14 protein-coding genes are annotated in these 15,910 nt (G+C 65.5%); 8 read left to right on the top strand and 6 right to left on the bottom strand.

Annotated features, from left to right (window positions below; translation table 11 throughout):
• Nucleotides 1–44: 44 nt before the first annotated feature.
• Together KQ910_RS20530 and KQ910_RS20525 are read right to left on the bottom strand one after the other, a co-directional pair.
• Nucleotides 45–395, bottom strand: a complete 351-nt coding sequence (locus KQ910_RS20530; RefSeq protein WP_216964750.1) for a DUF1428 domain-containing protein — start codon at nucleotides 393–395, stop codon at nucleotides 45–47.
• Nucleotides 396–454: 59 nt separating this feature from the next.
• On the bottom strand, nucleotides 455–1,351 hold the full coding sequence (locus KQ910_RS20525) for a LysR family transcriptional regulator (protein WP_216964748.1): 897 nt from the start codon (nucleotides 1,349–1,351) through the stop codon (nucleotides 455–457).
• A 95-nt stretch (nucleotides 1,352–1,446) separates the two neighbouring features.
• Here KQ910_RS20525 and KQ910_RS20520 point away from each other — a divergent pair, with 95 nt between their 5' ends.
• From KQ910_RS20520 to KQ910_RS20510, 3 genes are read left to right on the top strand one after another with little or no spacing between them, the layout of a single operon-like run.
• Nucleotides 1,447–1,839 (top strand): GFA family protein, encoded by a 393-nt coding sequence (locus KQ910_RS20520; RefSeq protein ID WP_216964746.1) that lies wholly within the window; start codon nucleotides 1,447–1,449, stop codon nucleotides 1,837–1,839.
• Nucleotides 1,839–2,774, top strand: a complete 936-nt coding sequence (locus tag KQ910_RS20515; RefSeq protein WP_216964744.1) for a pyridoxamine 5'-phosphate oxidase family protein — start codon at nucleotides 1,839–1,841, stop codon at nucleotides 2,772–2,774. Before KQ910_RS20520 ends, KQ910_RS20515 begins: the two co-directional genes overlap by 1 nt.
• A gap of 60 nt (nucleotides 2,775–2,834) precedes the next feature.
• Nucleotides 2,835–3,971 (top strand): glycosyltransferase family 2 protein, encoded by a 1,137-nt coding sequence (locus tag KQ910_RS20510; protein ID WP_216964741.1) that lies wholly within the window; start codon nucleotides 2,835–2,837, stop codon nucleotides 3,969–3,971.
• On the opposite strand, the gene KQ910_RS20505 is transcribed toward KQ910_RS20510, so the two are convergent.
• The 4 genes from KQ910_RS20505 to KQ910_RS20490 form a co-directional block, all read right to left on the bottom strand.
• Complete coding sequence (locus KQ910_RS20505; protein ID WP_216964739.1) at nucleotides 3,917–4,354, bottom strand: type II 3-dehydroquinate dehydratase; 438 nt, start codon at nucleotides 4,352–4,354, stop codon at nucleotides 3,917–3,919. The two genes, KQ910_RS20510 and KQ910_RS20505, sit on opposite strands and share 55 nt — an antisense overlap.
• Before the next feature lie 52 nt (nucleotides 4,355–4,406).
• On the bottom strand, nucleotides 4,407–5,858 hold the full coding sequence (locus KQ910_RS20500) for a glutamate synthase subunit beta (RefSeq protein WP_216964736.1): 1,452 nt from the start codon (nucleotides 5,856–5,858) through the stop codon (nucleotides 4,407–4,409).
• A gap of 5 nt (nucleotides 5,859–5,863) precedes the next feature.
• The gene (gltB, locus tag KQ910_RS20495; protein WP_229600835.1) at nucleotides 5,864–10,504 is read right to left on the bottom strand and encodes a glutamate synthase large subunit; all 4,641 of its coding nucleotides are present in this window, start codon (nucleotides 10,502–10,504) and stop codon (nucleotides 5,864–5,866) included.
• A gap of 130 nt (nucleotides 10,505–10,634) precedes the next feature.
• On the bottom strand, nucleotides 10,635–11,282 hold the full coding sequence (locus tag KQ910_RS20490) for a hypothetical protein (RefSeq protein WP_216964732.1): 648 nt from the start codon (nucleotides 11,280–11,282) through the stop codon (nucleotides 10,635–10,637).
• 109 nt (nucleotides 11,283–11,391) lie between these two features.
• Here KQ910_RS20490 and KQ910_RS20485 point away from each other — a divergent pair, with 109 nt between their 5' ends.
• The 5 genes from KQ910_RS20485 to KQ910_RS20465 all read left to right on the top strand — a co-directional run bounded on the left by KQ910_RS20485 (nucleotide 11,392) and on the right by KQ910_RS20465 (nucleotide 15,880).
• Nucleotides 11,392–11,682, top strand: coding sequence for a hypothetical protein (locus KQ910_RS20485; protein WP_216964730.1), 291 nt, complete (start codon nucleotides 11,392–11,394; stop codon nucleotides 11,680–11,682).
• An 85-nt stretch (nucleotides 11,683–11,767) separates the two neighbouring features.
• Nucleotides 11,768–12,820: an ABC transporter ATP-binding protein gene (locus KQ910_RS20480; RefSeq protein WP_216964729.1), complete on the top strand. Its 1,053-nt coding sequence runs from the start codon at nucleotides 11,768–11,770 to the stop codon at nucleotides 12,818–12,820.
• The gene (locus KQ910_RS20475; protein ID WP_369408403.1) at nucleotides 12,817–13,716 is read left to right on the top strand and encodes a carbohydrate ABC transporter permease; all 900 of its coding nucleotides are present in this window, start codon (nucleotides 12,817–12,819) and stop codon (nucleotides 13,714–13,716) included. The genes KQ910_RS20480 and KQ910_RS20475 overlap by 4 nt, the downstream gene beginning before the upstream one ends.
• A gap of 10 nt (nucleotides 13,717–13,726) precedes the next feature.
• Nucleotides 13,727–14,563: a carbohydrate ABC transporter permease gene (locus KQ910_RS20470; protein WP_216964727.1), complete on the top strand. Its 837-nt coding sequence runs from the start codon at nucleotides 13,727–13,729 to the stop codon at nucleotides 14,561–14,563.
• A 57-nt stretch (nucleotides 14,564–14,620) separates the two neighbouring features.
• Complete coding sequence (locus KQ910_RS20465; RefSeq protein WP_216964724.1) at nucleotides 14,621–15,880, top strand: ABC transporter substrate-binding protein; 1,260 nt, start codon at nucleotides 14,621–14,623, stop codon at nucleotides 15,878–15,880.
• The last annotated feature ends 30 nt before the right edge of the window (nucleotides 15,881–15,910 follow it).

Below are 15,910 nucleotides of genomic sequence, written 5' to 3'. Positions count from 1 at the left end.
ATCCCCGAGGGCAGTCGTCCCGTTATCGTCCGCATCCCAGGCAGCTAAGCGACGATCGTCTTGAAGCCGCCATAGGCCATGCGCTTCATGTCGAACGGAATGTCCTTGGGCGGCTCCTGCATGCGCGGGTCGGCCATCACCTTGGCATTGACCTTGTCGCGATGCGATCGCGACTTGTAGACGATGTAGGAGAACATGATCGTCTCGCCCGCCTTGACCTTCACCAGCTTGGTGAACGGCAAGCCGAATTTGACCTTGAGGTCGTCGGCGACGCATTCGCGATAGTCGAGGGCGCCGTGCTCGCGCCAGACCTTGCCGGCCAGGCGAGCCAGCTTCGTGTAGGCAGCCAGCTTCTTCTTCGGCACGACGAGAACGAAGCCATCGACATAGGACATCGGATGTTCCCTTTATTTAACCATATGGTTAATTCAATAGTGTAACTTCACACCGTATGTCAATCCGAGCGCAGCACGGGCAAGGCGGACAATCGCTTTGCCGCGAAATCGAGAAAGGCATCGACCTTCGGCGCACGATGGACACGGCCCTTCGTCAACAGTTGCACCGGCAGCGCCGCCGCCTCGAAGGTGCGCAGCAGGCGCACGAGGCGCCCGGCCGCAAGATCGTCGGCCACCTGATAGGACAGGAATTGCGCAATCCCGCGTCCGTCTCGAACGGCACGAAGTCTCGTTTCGATGTCATCGGTCCGGAAGCGTCCTTCAAGATGCAGAGGCGCTCCACGACGACGCCCGGCAAAACTCCAGTCCAGCGCTCCCCGCGACGTACCCAGCAGGGCCTGGTGGCTCGCCAGATCGCTTGGATTTTCCGGCACGCCGTGACGCGCGAGGTAGGCCGGGCTCGCCACCCACTGCCGCCGCACATGCCCGACCGGCCGGGCCGTGAGGCTGGAGTCGGCCAGCGCCCCGATCCGCACCGCCACGTCGATACCCTCGTCTATCAGATCGACATTGCGGTCGTTCAGCAGCAGTTCGATCTCGATTGCCGCGTTCCTGTCGAGAAAGCGGGCGGCCAGTGGAGCCACATGGCGGCGTCCGAACTGGACCGGCGCGGCGATGCGCAGCAATCCGCGAACGGGTACCTCGCGCGCACCCGAGGCCGCCGCCTCGTAATCGGCCACGACGGCGCGCGCCCGCTCATAAAGGGCGCGTCCCGCTTCCGTCGGCGCAAGACGGCGCGTGGTCCGGTCGATCAGCCGGGTGCCGATCCGGTCCTCGAGTGCCGAAAGCGCTCGGGTGACTGCGGGCGGCGAGCGCCGCAGTCGGCGGGCCGCCCGCACGAGACTTCCCTCTTCCACGATGCGCACGAAGATCGCGAACTCGTCGATGCGGTCCATGTCATTCTTCCGATAATTGGAATTATGACTTTATCATTCATGCCATTATCGCCGCAATCGACCGAGCCTATGTTTGGGCCGGAAGGAGAACCGGCATGTTGAATGGAAGCTGTCTCTGCGGTGCCGTTGCCTACGAGGCCGACGCCCGCGTCGAGCGTATCGTGCATTGCCACTGCCATACCTGCCGCAAGACACATGGTACGGCCTTCTCATCCGTCACCGCCGTGCCGCGCGACAGTTTCCGCTGGCTGCGCGGCGAGGACTCGCTGGGCGCCATCGAATCCTCTCCCGGCAAGTTCCGCCGCTTCTGCGGCACGTGCGGTTCGCATGTGATGGCCGAGCGCGTGGCGCAACCCGTCATCCTGTTGCGGCTGGGTTGCCTCGACACGGAGGTGCGCGAGCGGCCACAGCTCCATATCTGGAGATCTGACGCAGCCCCCTGGTACGATCCGAAGGTCGACGTTCCAGAGAAGCAGGAGGGCGTGTGATGCCCGTCGAGCCGTCACCCTTCCTGCCTTTCAACGCCGATGAGCGGGCCGCTCAGCGGCGCGCGGGTATTGCGACCGGCCGCACCGCGCCCATTCGCCCGTTCATGCCGGAACAGCATCGCGCCTTCTTTGCGCTCCTGCAGTACCTGTTCACCGCCACGCCCGATGCCGAGGGCTGGCCGATGGCCTCGGTGCTGACGGGCCTGCCCGGCTTCATCGCCGCGCCCGACGCGACGACCCTGCGGATCGGCGCGCTGCCGCGCACCGGCGATCCCGCCGCCCCGGGGTTCGCCGTCGGTGCCGAGATCGGCCTGCTGGGTCTCGACCTCGCCACGCGGCGGCGCAATCGCGCCAACGGGCGGATCGTCAACCGCGACAACGGCCTGACGGTGCACATCGCCCAGAGCTTCGGCAACTGCCCGCAGTACATCCAGACGCGCACCGTCACCGCAGCCAAAGCCGCCTCAACGGCGGGCGAATCCCCGGCTGTGATACTGGACGGATTGGACGAAGCCGCGCGCGAACTCATCGAGTCAGCCGATACGTTCTTCGTCGCCAGCCGTGGCCGAAGCGAGCTTGGTGCCGAGGGTGGTTTCGACATGTCGCATCGCGGCGGACGGCCCGGCTTCGTCGCCGTACAGGGAGACACGCTCGTCATTCCCGACTTTCGCGGCAACGGTTTCTTCAACACGCTCGGCAACCTGCTGGGAGACCCCAGGGCCGGCCTGCTGTTCATCGACTTCAACACCGGCGACCTGCTGCAGCTCCAGGGCACCGTCGCGATCGATTGGCAACCGGAAGGAAGCGAGCCTGCCGGGGCGGAGCGGCTTTGGCGCGTGCAGGTCAAGCGCGCCTGGCGCACACGATCTGCATTTGCCTCGCAGTCAACTTTCGGTGAATTTGCACCAAGCACCCTCCATACGGGCACCTGGTAGCCACATTCATTCGGACAAATCCCATCCCGGCAGGGTATGTCGGGCCGGGATTGGGAAGCCGTGGGAAACAGGGTCAGTATCGTCATACCGACGCACAACCGCGCGTCGCTGCTGCGGCGCGCACTGGTTTGCGTGCAATCGCAGACTTTGCGGGACAAGGAAATCGTCGTCGTCGTCGATGGGTCGACCGACGATACGCTGTCGATGCTCGAAACCTCCTTTCCCGACGTGAAGGTCGTCCATCACCCATCGTCGAAAGGCCCCAGTGCCGCGCGCAACGCGGGCGTCGCCGCCGCGTCGGGTGACTGGATATTCTTCCACGACGATGACGACCTGATGCATCCCTCGCATCTGGCGGAGCTTCTGGCGGCCACGCTGGCAGCTCCTCCCCACTCGCTCGTCGCGGGCCGGTCGCGCGACTTCGCCGTCCGGGACGACGACATCGTCTTCAGCCCGCCGGTCTGGACGGCGGCGGAGCGGTCCGACACCGACACGCTGATCCAGTTCCTCGAGCCCACGGCGCTGCGCACCATCACCCACACCACGATCCTGTGGCCGCGCCGCCTGTTCGACACGGAAAAGTGGGACGAGACCCTGAGCTTCTACGAGGATTTCGACCTGTGCGGCCGGGCCATCCTGTCGGGCCTGCACGTGATCGGTCGAGAAGTCGGCATGTACTATATCCGCGTCCATGCCGCGCCACGGATCACCCACGCCGGCGACGACACCAACCAGCTCCTGTGGTCGGCGCGCTACTGGCTGAAGTGGGCGGCAATCCTGCGCGACCATCCCGAGCACCGGGCCTGCGCCGAAGCCCTGCGCAACGGTTTGATGGACAGTCTGATCCGGCTGTCCATCGTCGCGGCGGGCCAGACCTACATGCCACAACTCGCCGCCGCTTTCCGGGAATGGGGCGGCGGGCGCTACTACGTGACGCCCCGGCCGCGCAGCGCCCTGAAACGCAAAGTCGGCGACGCCGTCCTGAACCTGGCGGGCTTTCGCGCGCTACACCTGATGCTCGGTGCGGCCGAAACGCTCCGGCCCAAGGAAGCGCCCTATCTCGACAGGCTGCAGGCCCCGGCCAGCGAGGCCGATCGGCAGGATGCCCTCTACATCGGCAGGTATGAGACCGAGGCCGAGGCTCAAACCGCCGCGGAGCGAAGCCGCGCCACCATCGCTTCGAGCGCCAGCAGGTAGGAATCGGTTCCAAAGCCCGCGATCATGCCGACCGCAGCCGCCGCGGTGATGGACCCGAACCCGCGCTTCTCGATATTGGTCATGTGGATTTCGATCGCGGGCATCGCGATCGATCGCAGACAATCGCGCAGCGCATAGCCGGCATGGAGGAAGCCTGCGGGATTGAACAACAACCCGTCGAACCTGGCGCGGTCGGCCTTGTAGATCGCCGACACGGCCTCGCCCTCGATGTTGGTGTAAAAAATCTCGACCGACACGCCAAGTTCCCGCGCCCGCCGGCGTATGAGCGCGTCGAGTTCCTTGGCGGTAGTAGTTCCATAGAGTTCGGGCTGACGTCGGCCCAGATACTCCATGTTCGCACCCTGAATCAGCAGAAGCTTCATCTGGTGGAGTCTACGGCAATTGTTCGCTCACGCGAACCATCCGTTCCGCAGATCAACGCGGCAGCGTCGAAGTCCCCATCAAGCTTTCGTCGATCGAGCGCGCGCACTGGCGGCCTTCGCGGATAGCCCAGACGACCAGCGACTGACCGCGACGCATATCGCCCGCCGCAAACAGCTTCGGCACGGAGGTCTGGTAGTCGACCACGTTGGCGGCGACGTTGCCGCGCGGATCGAGCGTCACGCCCGCCTGCTCGACGAGGCCGGGCTTGCGCGGCCCCAGGAAGCCCATGGCCAGCAGCACCAGGTCGGCCTTGAGCTCGAAGCTGCTGCCCGCCACTTCCTGCATACCCATGCGGCCATCGGCCCCCTTCACCCACTCTACGCGGACACATTCCAGCGCCTCGATCTTGCCGTTACGGCCGATCGCACGCTTGGTCAGCACGGCGAAGTCGCGAGCGGCGCCTTCCTCGTGGCTCGACGAGGTGCGCAGCTTGAGGGGCCAGTCCGGCCAGGTCAGCGACTTGTTCTCCCGCACCGGCGGCTGCGGCATGACTTCGAGCTGCGTCACCGACGCGGCGCCATGGCGGTTCGACGTGCCGACGCAGTCGGAGCCGGTGTCGCCGCCGCCGATCACGATGACATGCTTGCCCTTGGCGGTGAGCGTGCCGCGCGGCGCCGCGCGCGACTCGTCGTCGCCGGCATTGCGCTTGTTCTGCTGCGTCAGGAAATCCATCGCGAAATGGATGCCGTTCAACTCGCGTCCTGCGACCTCGAGATCGCGCGGCAACTCGGCGCCGCCCGTCAACGCCACGGCGTCATAGCCTTCGAGCAGCGACTTGATCGAGAGCGTCGCGCCGACCTCGACGCCGGTGCGGAACTCGACGCCCTCGGCCTCCATCTGGCGCATGCGCCGGTCGATGAGATGCTTCTCCATCTTGAAGTCGGGAATGCCGTAGCGCAGCAGGCCACCGATGCGATCGGCCTTCTCGAACAGCGTCACCGCGTGGCCTGCGCGCGCGAGCTGCTGGGCGCAGGAAAGTCCCGCCGGCCCGGAGCCGACGACGGCGACGCGCTTGCCGGTCTTGTGCGCGGGCACCGCCGGCTGGATCCAGCCCTCTTCCCAGCCACGATCGACGATCGCACATTCGATCGACTTGATGGTCACCGGGTTGTCGTCGATGTTCAGGGTGCACGAGGCCTCGCAAGGCGCGGGGCAGATGCGGCCGGTGAACTCGGGGAAATTGTTGGTCGAGTGCAGGACCTCGAGTGCGTCCTTCCAGCGGTCGCGGCGGACCAGCTCGTTCCACTCGGGGATGATGTTGTTGACCGGGCAGCCGTTGTGACAGAACGGAATGCCGCAATCCATGCAGCGCGCGCCCTGCCGCGAGACCTCGGCCGGCGGCATCGGCAGCACGAACTCATTGTAGTTCTTGAGGCGGGACTCGACCTTTTCGTAGGACCGGTCCTTGCGCTCGATCTCGAGGAAGCCTGTGGCGAGACCCATGATCCTTACTCCGCCGCGACGGCCTTCGCCGCCGCCCGCTCACGCGCCTGCAACAGCGCCCGCTTGTAGTCACGCGGCATCACTTTCACGAAGCTCTGCAGCGCATTGTCCCAATTTTCCAGAAGCGCACGTGCCCGCGCACTGCCGGTGTGGAGATGATGGCGCTCGACGAGGATGCGCAAGCGCTCCGCATCGAAGCGCAGCACATCGCCCATCCCGTTGTCCTCGACATCGACGGCACGCTGGCGCGGCCGTCCCGCCTCGTCGCTCTCTCCGCCGGCCGGTGCGATCTTTTCGAGATCGACCATGGCGGGATTGCACAGGTCCTTGAAGCGAGCCTTTGGATCGTAGACGTAGGCGATGCCGCCCGACATGCCCGCCGCGAAGTTGCGGCCGGTGTCGCCCAGCACCACGACGACGCCGCCGGTCATGTATTCGCAGCCATGGTCGCCGTTGCCCTCGACGACGCAGACCGCGCCCGAGTTGCGCACGGCGAAGCGCTCGCCGGCAACGCCCTCGAAGTAGGCCTCGCCCGCGATGGCGCCATAGAGCACCGTGTTGCCGACGATGATGTTCTTCAACGGATCGCGGGCGCAGCCTTTCGGTTGGCGCACGACGACGCGGCCACCCGACAGGCCCTTGCCGACATAGTCGTTGCCGTCGCCCGATAGTTCGAGAGACACGCCGCGAGCCAGGAAGGCGCCGAAGCTCTGGCCGGCGGTGCCGGTGAGACGCACCGAGATCGTGTCCTCGGGCAAGCCCGCGTGGCCGGTGCGTCGGGCCACCTCGCCAGACAGCATGGCGCCGACGGTGCGGTTGACGTTGGTGACCGGCAGATCGATCTGGACCGGCCGGCCGCCGTCGAGCGCCGGCCGCGCCGCCTCGATCAGTTGGTGGTCCAGCGCCTTGTCGAGCCCGTGGTCCTGGCGCTCGACGTTCCAGATCGCGATGCCCTCGCGGGCGGGCGCCTGGTAGAGCAGCTTCGACAGATCGACGCCACCCGCCTTCCAGTGGTCGATGGCCTTGCGCATGTCGAGCCGATCGACCTTGCCGATCATCTCGTTCAGCGTGCGGAAGCCCAGCCTCGCCATGATCTCGCGCAGTTCCTCGGCGACGAAGAAGAAGTAGTTGATCACGTACTCGGGCTGTCCCGTGAAGCGCTTGCGCAGAACGGGATCCTGCGTTGCCACGCCCACCGGACAGGTGTTGAGGTGGCACTTGCGCATCATGATGCAGCCGGCGGCGATCAGCGGCGCGGTGGCGAAGCCGAACTCGTCGGCGCCCAGCAATGCGCCGATGGCGACGTCGCGGCCGGTGCGCAGGCCGCCGTCGACCTGGACGGCGATTCGGCCGCGCAGGCCGTTCAGCACCAGCGTCTGCTGCGTCTCGGCAAGACCGATTTCCCACGGCGAGCCGGCATGCGTCAGCGAGGTGAGCGGCGAGGCGCCCGTGCCACCCTCGTAGCCCGAGATCGTGACATGGTCTGCACGCGCCTTGCTGACGCCCGCCGCGACGGTGCCGACGCCGACCTCGGAGACGAGCTTCACCGACACACGCGCGGCCGTGTTCACGTTCTTCAAATCGTGAATAAGCTGCGCCAGGTCCTCGATCGAATAGATGTCGTGATGCGGCGGCGGCGAGATCAGGCCGACGCCGGCCGTCGAGCGGCGGACCCGGGCGATGTTCTCGTCGACCTTGTGGCCGGGAAGCTGGCCGCCCTCGCCGGGCTTGGCGCCCTGCGCCATCTTGATCTGGATGTCGTCGGCGTTGACCAGGTATTCGGCCGAGACGCCGAAGCGGCCCGACGCAACCTGCTTGATGGCCGAGCGCATCGAATCGCCGTTGGCCATGCGCTTGAAGCGATCCGCCTCCTCGCCGCCCTCGCCGGTGTTCGACTTGCCGCCAATGCGGTTCATGGCGATGGCCAGCGTCGTGTGCGCCTCGCGGCTGATCGAGCCGAAGCTCATCGCGCCGGTGGCAAAGCGCTTGACGATGTTTGCGGCCGGCTCGACTTCCTCGATCGGAACCGGCGCGTCGGCCCACTTGAACTGCATCAGGCCGCGGATGGTCAGCAGCCGCTCGCTCTGCTCGTTGATCGTGGTCGCGAAGGCCTTGTACTCGGCTGACGAGTTACCCCGCACCGCATGCTGCAGGCGCGACACGCTCTCGGGCGTCCAGGCATGATCCTCACCACGCAGGCGGAACGCATAGTCGCCGCCGACATCGAGCATGGTGCGATAGACCGGATTGTCGCCGTAGGCGTTGCGATGACGGCGCACCGTCTCCTCGGCGATCTCCTGCCAGCCCGCCCCCTCGATCGTGGTGGCGGTGCCGGTGAAGTACTTCTCGACGAAGCCCGAATGCAGGCCGATCGCGTCGAAGATCTGGGCGCCGCAGTAGGACTGGTAGGTCGAGATGCCCATCTTGGACATGACCTTGAGCAGGCCCTTGCCGACCGCCTTGATGAAGTTCTTCTGAACCTCGTAGGGCTTGAGCGGCAGGCCGTTCTGGACGCGCAGCGCCTCCAGGGTCTCGAAGGCCAAATACGGATTCACCGCCTCGGCACCGTAGCCCGCCAGGCAGCAGAAGTGATGGACCTCGCGCGCCTCGCCCGTCTCGACCACGAGGCCGGTCTGGGTGCGCAGGCCGCGGCGGATCAGGCTGTGGTGCACGGCCGCCGTCGCCAGCAGCGCGGGGATCGGCACGCGGTCGGCCGACACCGCGCGATCCGACAGGATCAGGATGTTGCGGTCGGCCAGCACCAGGTCCGTCGCTTCTGCGCAGACACGGTCGAGTGCCTTCTCCAGCCCGGCCGCGCCTTCCGACGCCAGCCAGGTCGTGTCGATCGTGGCGGTGCGGAACGAGCCGTCGAGCAGGTCCTCGATAGAGCGGATCTTCTCCAGTTCGGCATTGGTCAGGATCGGCTGCGCCACTTCGAGGCGCTTGTGCATGCCGGCATGGCGGCCGAGCAGGTTGGGACGCGGGCCGATCATCGAAACCAGCGACATCACCAGTTCCTCGCGGATCGGATCGATCGGCGGATTGGTGACCTGCGCGAAGTTCTGCTTGAAGTAGTTGTAGAGCAGCTTCGGCTTCTTCGAGAGCACCGCGATCGGCGTATCGGTGCCCATGGACCCGATCGGATCGTCTGGCTCGCTCGCCATCGGTTCGAGGAAGAACTTGATGTCTTCCTGCGTGTAGCCGAAGGCCTGCTGGCGATCGAGCAGGGTCGAGGGATCGTTCGACGGCACCGGCGACGGCGCGTCGGGGATCTCCGACAGCTCTTCGAGCTTGTGCTGCGTCTCCTTCAGCCACTCCTCGTAGGGTTCGGCCTCGGCGAGCGTCCTCTTAAGCTCCTCGTCCTCGACGATGCGACCCTCTTCCAGGTCGATCAGCAGCATCTTGCCGGGCTGCAGGCGCCACTTGCGGACGATCTTGTTGTCCGGGATCGGCAGGACGCCCGACTCCGACGACATCACCACGAGGTCGTCCTCGGTGATCAGGAAGCGCGCGGGCCGCAGCCCGTTGCGGTCGAGCGTGGCGCCGATCTGGCGACCGTCGGTGAAGGCGATCGAGGCCGGGCCGTCCCACGGCTCCATCAGCGCCGCATGATACTCGTAGAAGGCCTTGCGGCTGCCATCCATCAGCGGATTGCCGGCCCAGGCCTCCGGGATCAGCATCATCATGGCGTGGCTCAGCGAATAGCCGCCGGCAACCAGCAGTTCGAGCGCGTTGTCGAGGCAGGCCGTGTCCGACTGACCGTGCGGAATGATCGGCCACATCTTGTCGAGGTCGGCGCCGATCAGGTCGGATTCCATCGTGCGCCGGCGGGCGTACATCCAGTTGACGTTGCCGCGGACCGTGTTGATCTCGCCGTTATGGGCGATGAACCGGTAGGGATGCGCCAGTTTCCACGACGGGAACGTGTTCGTGGAGAATCTCTGGTGAACGAGGCAAAGCGCTGATTCACAAAGAGGATTTCTCAGATCCTCATAGAAACTCTCAACCTGATGGGCGAGCAGCAGGCCCTTGTAGACCACGGTCCGCGACGAGAAGGACGGCATGTAGAGCTGAGACAGGCCCGGCAGCTTGTGCTTCTTCTCCAGGTCGGCCAGCGGGTTCTGGGTCTGCTTGCGGATCGCCAGAAGCTTGCGCTCGAACGCATCCTGATCGGCCAGCTTTGAACTCCGCCCGACGATCGCCATGCGGATGACCGGCATCGACGCGATGACCGCCTTGCCGAGCCCGTCGAGGTTCGTCGGGACGTCTCGCCAGCCGACAATCTTCTGCTTTTCGACTTTAACAAAATGCTCGAAGCGCTTGATTGCAAAGGCTCTTGCCTTCTCATCCTGCGGCAGAAAGCACATCGCGACGGCGTAATGGCCCGGCTCCGGGAGGTCGACACCTTCCTTGCGCGCCCAGTCGCGCAGCAGCGCGTCCGGTATCTGGATCATGGCGCCCGCGCCGTCGCCCATCAGCGGATCGGCACCGACGGCGCCACGATGGTCGAGGTTGACCAGGATCTGCAGCCCCTGGCGCACGATGTCATGGGTTTTGCGGCCCTTGATGTCGGCCACAAAGCCGACGCCACACGCGTCGTGTTCGTTGCGTGGATCGTACAGTCCCTGCTTCTCAGGCAATCCCATGACTCTATCCTGCTGGCGCGCGAGCGGGCCCAGCATCCCCCCGGATGCTTTCGTGTATCGGCGCATTATTAGACCGGTCGCGGGCTCTGGCGAAAGCCCTCGTTGCATCGCAATAGCCGACTTCAGGAAGTTACTCTACCCGCTTGAATTCCAGAGAGATTGCCATGGGGGTTGAAGTAACCTCGACATTGCCGGTCCGCAGAGTGGACGCGATCACCGTCCGGAGCGCCGGCGCAAACCACACCTCGCTGGTGTTGGAAACCGGCTGGCCGTCAGCCAGGCCCTCGAGAGTCCGGCGGAGTTTCGCGACCACCAAGATGCATCCATCGAGCCGCCGGGTGCCGGCCTCCACGTACTCGATGCTCATCGTGGCCGCCAGCCGCACCTTGCCGTCGGCTCCCTTCATGTCTGCGCTGTACCGAAGCGGCTTTCCGGCGGGGTAGCTGGTCGTGGGATCGACCGAGTACGTCCACGTTCGTCGATCGTCGGCGTGGCTGGAATAGAAACTCTGCACCGGGAAGAAGGGATCGGGGCCACGGGTCCTGAGATAGATGGTGGGCGAATCGACCGTATAGGTCGTGACTTCGGCGCCCTTGCAGAACACCTGGAGCTGCTGAGTTCTTGTCGTCGGCACTTCGCCGGCCTGCCGGGTCGTCACCTCGAGGGTGAGGGCGAAGGGAATGTCGGTGCCCTTGAGGGCGGCACAATCCAGCGCGAACGCGCTTCCGGACGCTAATCCCGCGGCCGCGACTAAGGGTAATGTGAAGAACCAGCGCATGCGCCGCATCCTAGTCGCCGGCAGCGACGCATTGAAGCCATCGCCGCCATGGCCTACTTTGCCGGCTGCACGCGGGCAGCGTTCGTGCCCCGGGGGAGATACTGAGCTGATGTCGGAACGTTCGATCGGTCGCTGGGCGACCCTGCTGGCCGCTCCCCTGCTGGCCGCAACCATCGGTGCCTGTTCTACGCCGACCGCCATCCAGGCCTATACGGGTCCGGGCTGGTACCTCGAGAAATCCTACCTCATCATCGCCAGCAGCCCGAAGGTGTTCGGCGGACCGTTCACCTACGAAAAATGCGAGGAAGAGCGCATCAAGCTCGGCCCGATCGTTTCGCCGGAAATGCTCTGCGTGAATCATCCGGGCCGGCCGAAGCCGTACGGGTTCTACCCGTCATAACCGTCCCCCATACGTACAATCGGCGCATAGCGGCTGTAACAATAGTCGGCTAGGCTGCAGCGAAGGTATGGGGAGCGAGCGTCGCGTGGCGACAATTTCCATCGACGGGATTCGAAAGAGTTTCGGTCCCGTCGAGGTACTCAAGGACATTTCCCTGGAGATCGCCGATGGCGAGTTCCTGACGCTGCTCGGCCCATCGGGCTGTGGCAAGTCGACCTTGCTGCGCATCGTTGCGGGGCTCGAGCGCAACGATGCCGGCTCGATCGTCATTGGAGGCCGGAGGGTCGACGAACTGCCGGCGCGCGATCGCGACATCGCCATGGTGTTCCAGAGCTACGCGCTCTACCCGCACATGACGGTGGCCCAGAATATCGGCCTGCCGCTCTCGATGCGCCGCATGAACGTCTGGCAGCGCCTGCCCTGGATCGGATCGCTGCTGCCGGGAACCGCCGCCGCCCGCAGGATGATCGCCAAGGACGTGGCGGACGCCGCCCAGGCGCTCGACATCGGCCCCCTGCTCGGCCGCAAGCCCGGCCAGCTCTCGGGCGGCCAGAAGCAGCGCGTCGCGCTGGGTCGTGCCATGGTCCGCCATCCATCGGCCTTCCTGCTCGACGAACCGCTCTCCAATCTCGACGCCAAGCTGCGCGTCCAGATGCGGTCCGAGCTCACCGAACTGCAGCGCCGCCTCGGCGCCACGATGATCTACGTGACGCACGACCAGGCCGAGGCCATGACCATGTCCGACAGGGTCGCGGTCATGCTGGCCGGCAAGCTCGAACAGGTGGCCCCGCCGCGCCGGCTCTACGACGATCCCGAAACGCTGGCCGTGGCGGAATTCGTCGGCAGCCCGAAGATCAACGTCATCCCGGTCGACGGCGGCTTCCATGCCGTGCGGCCGGAATCGATGCAACTCGTGGCCCCCTATGAGGCCGGCGCGATCGCGGGCCATGTCCGTCTCGTCGAGCACATGGGCTCCGAGAGCCTCGTCCATGTCGAGGTGAAGGGGCAGCCGACGCCACTGATCGCCCGCATCGATGCCCATTCGGAGCGCGATCCGCAGCGTGGCGAAGCCGTCGGGCTGAAGCCGCTGCCCCATCGCGTCCTCAAGTTCGATGTCCAGGGAAGGCGCGTGCGGTGACGACGCCCACCGCGAACGACGCTACGCCGGCCGAGCGCCGCGCCGCGCTGGCGCTGGTGTCGCCGGCCTGGCTGATGTTCGTCGTGCTACTGGCCGGCCCGACACTGGCCGTGTTCGTCCTGTCGCTCACCGACTGGCAGCTCGGCGCGCCGACGATGAACTTCATCGGCCTCGGCAACTACGAGCAGCTCTTCGCCGACCGGGTGTTCTGGAAGTCGTTCAGCAATACTGCCGTCTACTGTCTCGTAACAGTGCCGGGTTCGGTGTTCCTGGGGCTCGGCCTCGCGCTCCTGATCGAGGGCGCCACTTTCGGGCGGGGCTTCTACCGCGCCGCCTACTTCCTCCCGGTGACCTCGACGCTGATCGCCATGGCGGTGGTCTGGGAATTCCTGCTGCATCCCAGCGTCGGCCTGATCAACGTGGTGCTGGAACAGGTCGGCATCCAGGGCGGCGACTGGCTGAAGAACCCGAACCGCGCGCTGTTCACCTTGGCCGGCATCGGCATCTGGCAGTCGGCCGGCCTCAACATGGTCCTGTTCATGGCCGGGCTGAAGTCGATCCCCGCCGATCTATACGAGGCAGCCGAGATCGACGGCGCCGCTTCGGCCTGGGAACGCTTCCGCTGCGTCACCTGGCCGATGCTGGGACCGGCGACCCTGTTCGTCACCGTCGTGTCGGGCATCCGCTCGTTCCAGGTCTTCGACACGGTCGAGGTGCTGACCAAGGGCGGGCCGAACAAGGCGACCGAGGTGCTGCTCTATACGATGTACACCGAGGCCTTCAATTTCTTCCGGACCGGCTACGGCGCGGCGATCACCGTGGTGTTCCTGGTCGTCGTTCTGGCGTTGACGCTGCTGCAGGTGAAGGCCGGCGAGAAGAGGACGCACTACGGATGAGGCGCCTCGCATGAAACCCGGCGGCTCGATCCTGGGCCAAGTGCTGCGTCACCTCCTGCTGATCGCCGGGCTGGTGATCATGCTGACGCCGTTCGTCTGGATGATCTCGACCTCGCTGAAGCCGCCCAACGAGATATTCTCGACCAAACTCAGCCTGCTCCCGAACAACTGGGCGGCGGCGGAAAATTATACCAAGGCGTTCACCAAGGTGCCGCTGCTTCGCTACCTGCTGAACGGCGTGATCGTGACCGGCGGCATCTTCCTGCTGCAGCTGATCGTTTCCCTGCCCGCGGCCTACGCGCTGGCCAAGCTGCGCTTCCGCGGCCGCGACATCCTGTTCACCATGGTGTTGATCGGGCTGATGATCCCGGCCCAGGCGCCGGCCATCCCGCGCTATGTCATGCTGTATGAAGTCGGCCTGCTCGACAGCTATGCCGCCCTCATCATCCCATTCGTCTTTTCGGCCTTCGGCATCTTCCTGATGCGGCAGTTCTTCAAGACCGTGCCGGACGACCTGATGCATGCCGCCCGGATCGACGGGCTGGGCGAATTCGAGATCCTGTGGCGCATCATGCTGCCGCTTGCCATGCCCGCCATGCTGGCCTTCGGGGTCATTTCCGTCGTCTCGCACTGGAACGATTTCTTCTGGCCGCTGATCGTCATACAGACCGGCGACCTTGCCACGCCCCCCCTTGGTACGCTCTTCTTCCGCAATGAGGAGGCCGGCAGCGACTTCGGCCCTCTGATGGCCGGTACGGTCGTCATCACCGCACCGCTCGTCCTGCTGTTCCTCGCCGCCCAGCGGCGCTTCATCGAGGGAGTCACGCTCAGCGGCATGAAGGGGTGAAAGGAAACGGCAACATAGCCGTGTGATGAGAGGAAACGTTCAACGAAGGGAGAGATCATGCGCAAACTCTTGGGGCTGGCGGCGCTTGCCGCCGCATTCGTCGCGGGCCCCGCGACGGCACAGACCGAAATCACCGTCCAGTACGCGATCCCCGACATCTTCAAGGATGTCCAGGAGGAGGTCGCCAAGCAGTTCATGGCGGCGAACCCGAACATCAAGGTGAAGTTCACCCAGCCGACCAAGGAGTACGAGGACGCGACGCAGCAGGTGCTGCGCAATGCCGTCACCGGCCAGTTGCCGGACGTGACCTTCCAGGGCCTCAACCGCCAGCGCATCCTGGCCGATCGCGGCATCGCCCAGCCGCTCGACCCGTTCATCGCCGCCGAGAAGGACTGGGCCAAGGCCGGCTATGACGGCGCGCTGCTGACGCTGGGTCAGGTCAAGGGCAAGCAGTACGGCATGGGCTTCTCGCTCTCGACGCCGATCATCTATTTCAACGCCGACCTCGTTAAGAAGGCCGGCGGCGATCCCGACAACTTCCCTAAGACCTGGGAAGGCATCTTCGCGCTGGCGAAGAAGATCAACGATCCGGCTAACAAGATCGCCGGCTTCCACTTCGACTGGGACATCACCGGCAACTGGATGTGGCAGGCCCTCGTCTTCTCCAACGGCGGCACGATGCTGACGGCCGACGAGAAGAAGGTGGCCTTCGACCAGCCGCCCGGCCAGAAGGCGATCGAGACGCTGCGTCTCATGATCACCGACGGCGGGATGCGCGACGTGAGCCAGGCGACGGCGCTGCAGGACTTCGTCGCGGGCCGCCTCGGCATCTGGGCGCACTCGACCTCGCGCCTCGGCGGCGTCACCAAGCAGGCGCAGGGCGTGTTCCCGCTGCGCACCGCGACTTTCCCGCTGGGCGCCGGCGCCGACTCGCGCCTGCCCGCCGGCGGCAACGTCGCCATGATGCTGGCCAAGGACCCGGCCAAGCAGAAGGCCGCCTGGGAATACATCAAGTTCGCCACCGGCCCGGTGGGCGCCACGATCATGGTCAAGGGCACGGGCTACTTCCCGGCAAATGCCATCCCGGCCAAGGACCCGAAGATGCTGGGCGATTTCTACGCCCAGAACCCGAACCACCGCGTCGCCATCGGCCAGCTCCCGAGCATGACCGCCTGGTACGCCTTTCCGGGTGAAAACGGCCTCAAGATCACCGACGTGATCAAGGACCATCTGCAGACGGTCGTGAACGGCAGCGCCAAGCCCGCCGACGCGCTGAAGAAGATGACCTCGGACACGCAGGCGCTGCTGCCGAAATAACGCCAGACGAAGCGTGCGGGCGGAGCGGGA

Origin of the sequence: Reyranella humidisoli (assembly GCF_019039055.1) — a bacterium.
Lineage (GTDB): Bacteria > Pseudomonadota > Alphaproteobacteria > Reyranellales > Reyranellaceae > Reyranella > Reyranella humidisoli.
This window is presented reverse-complemented; position numbering and strand designations above follow the sequence as displayed.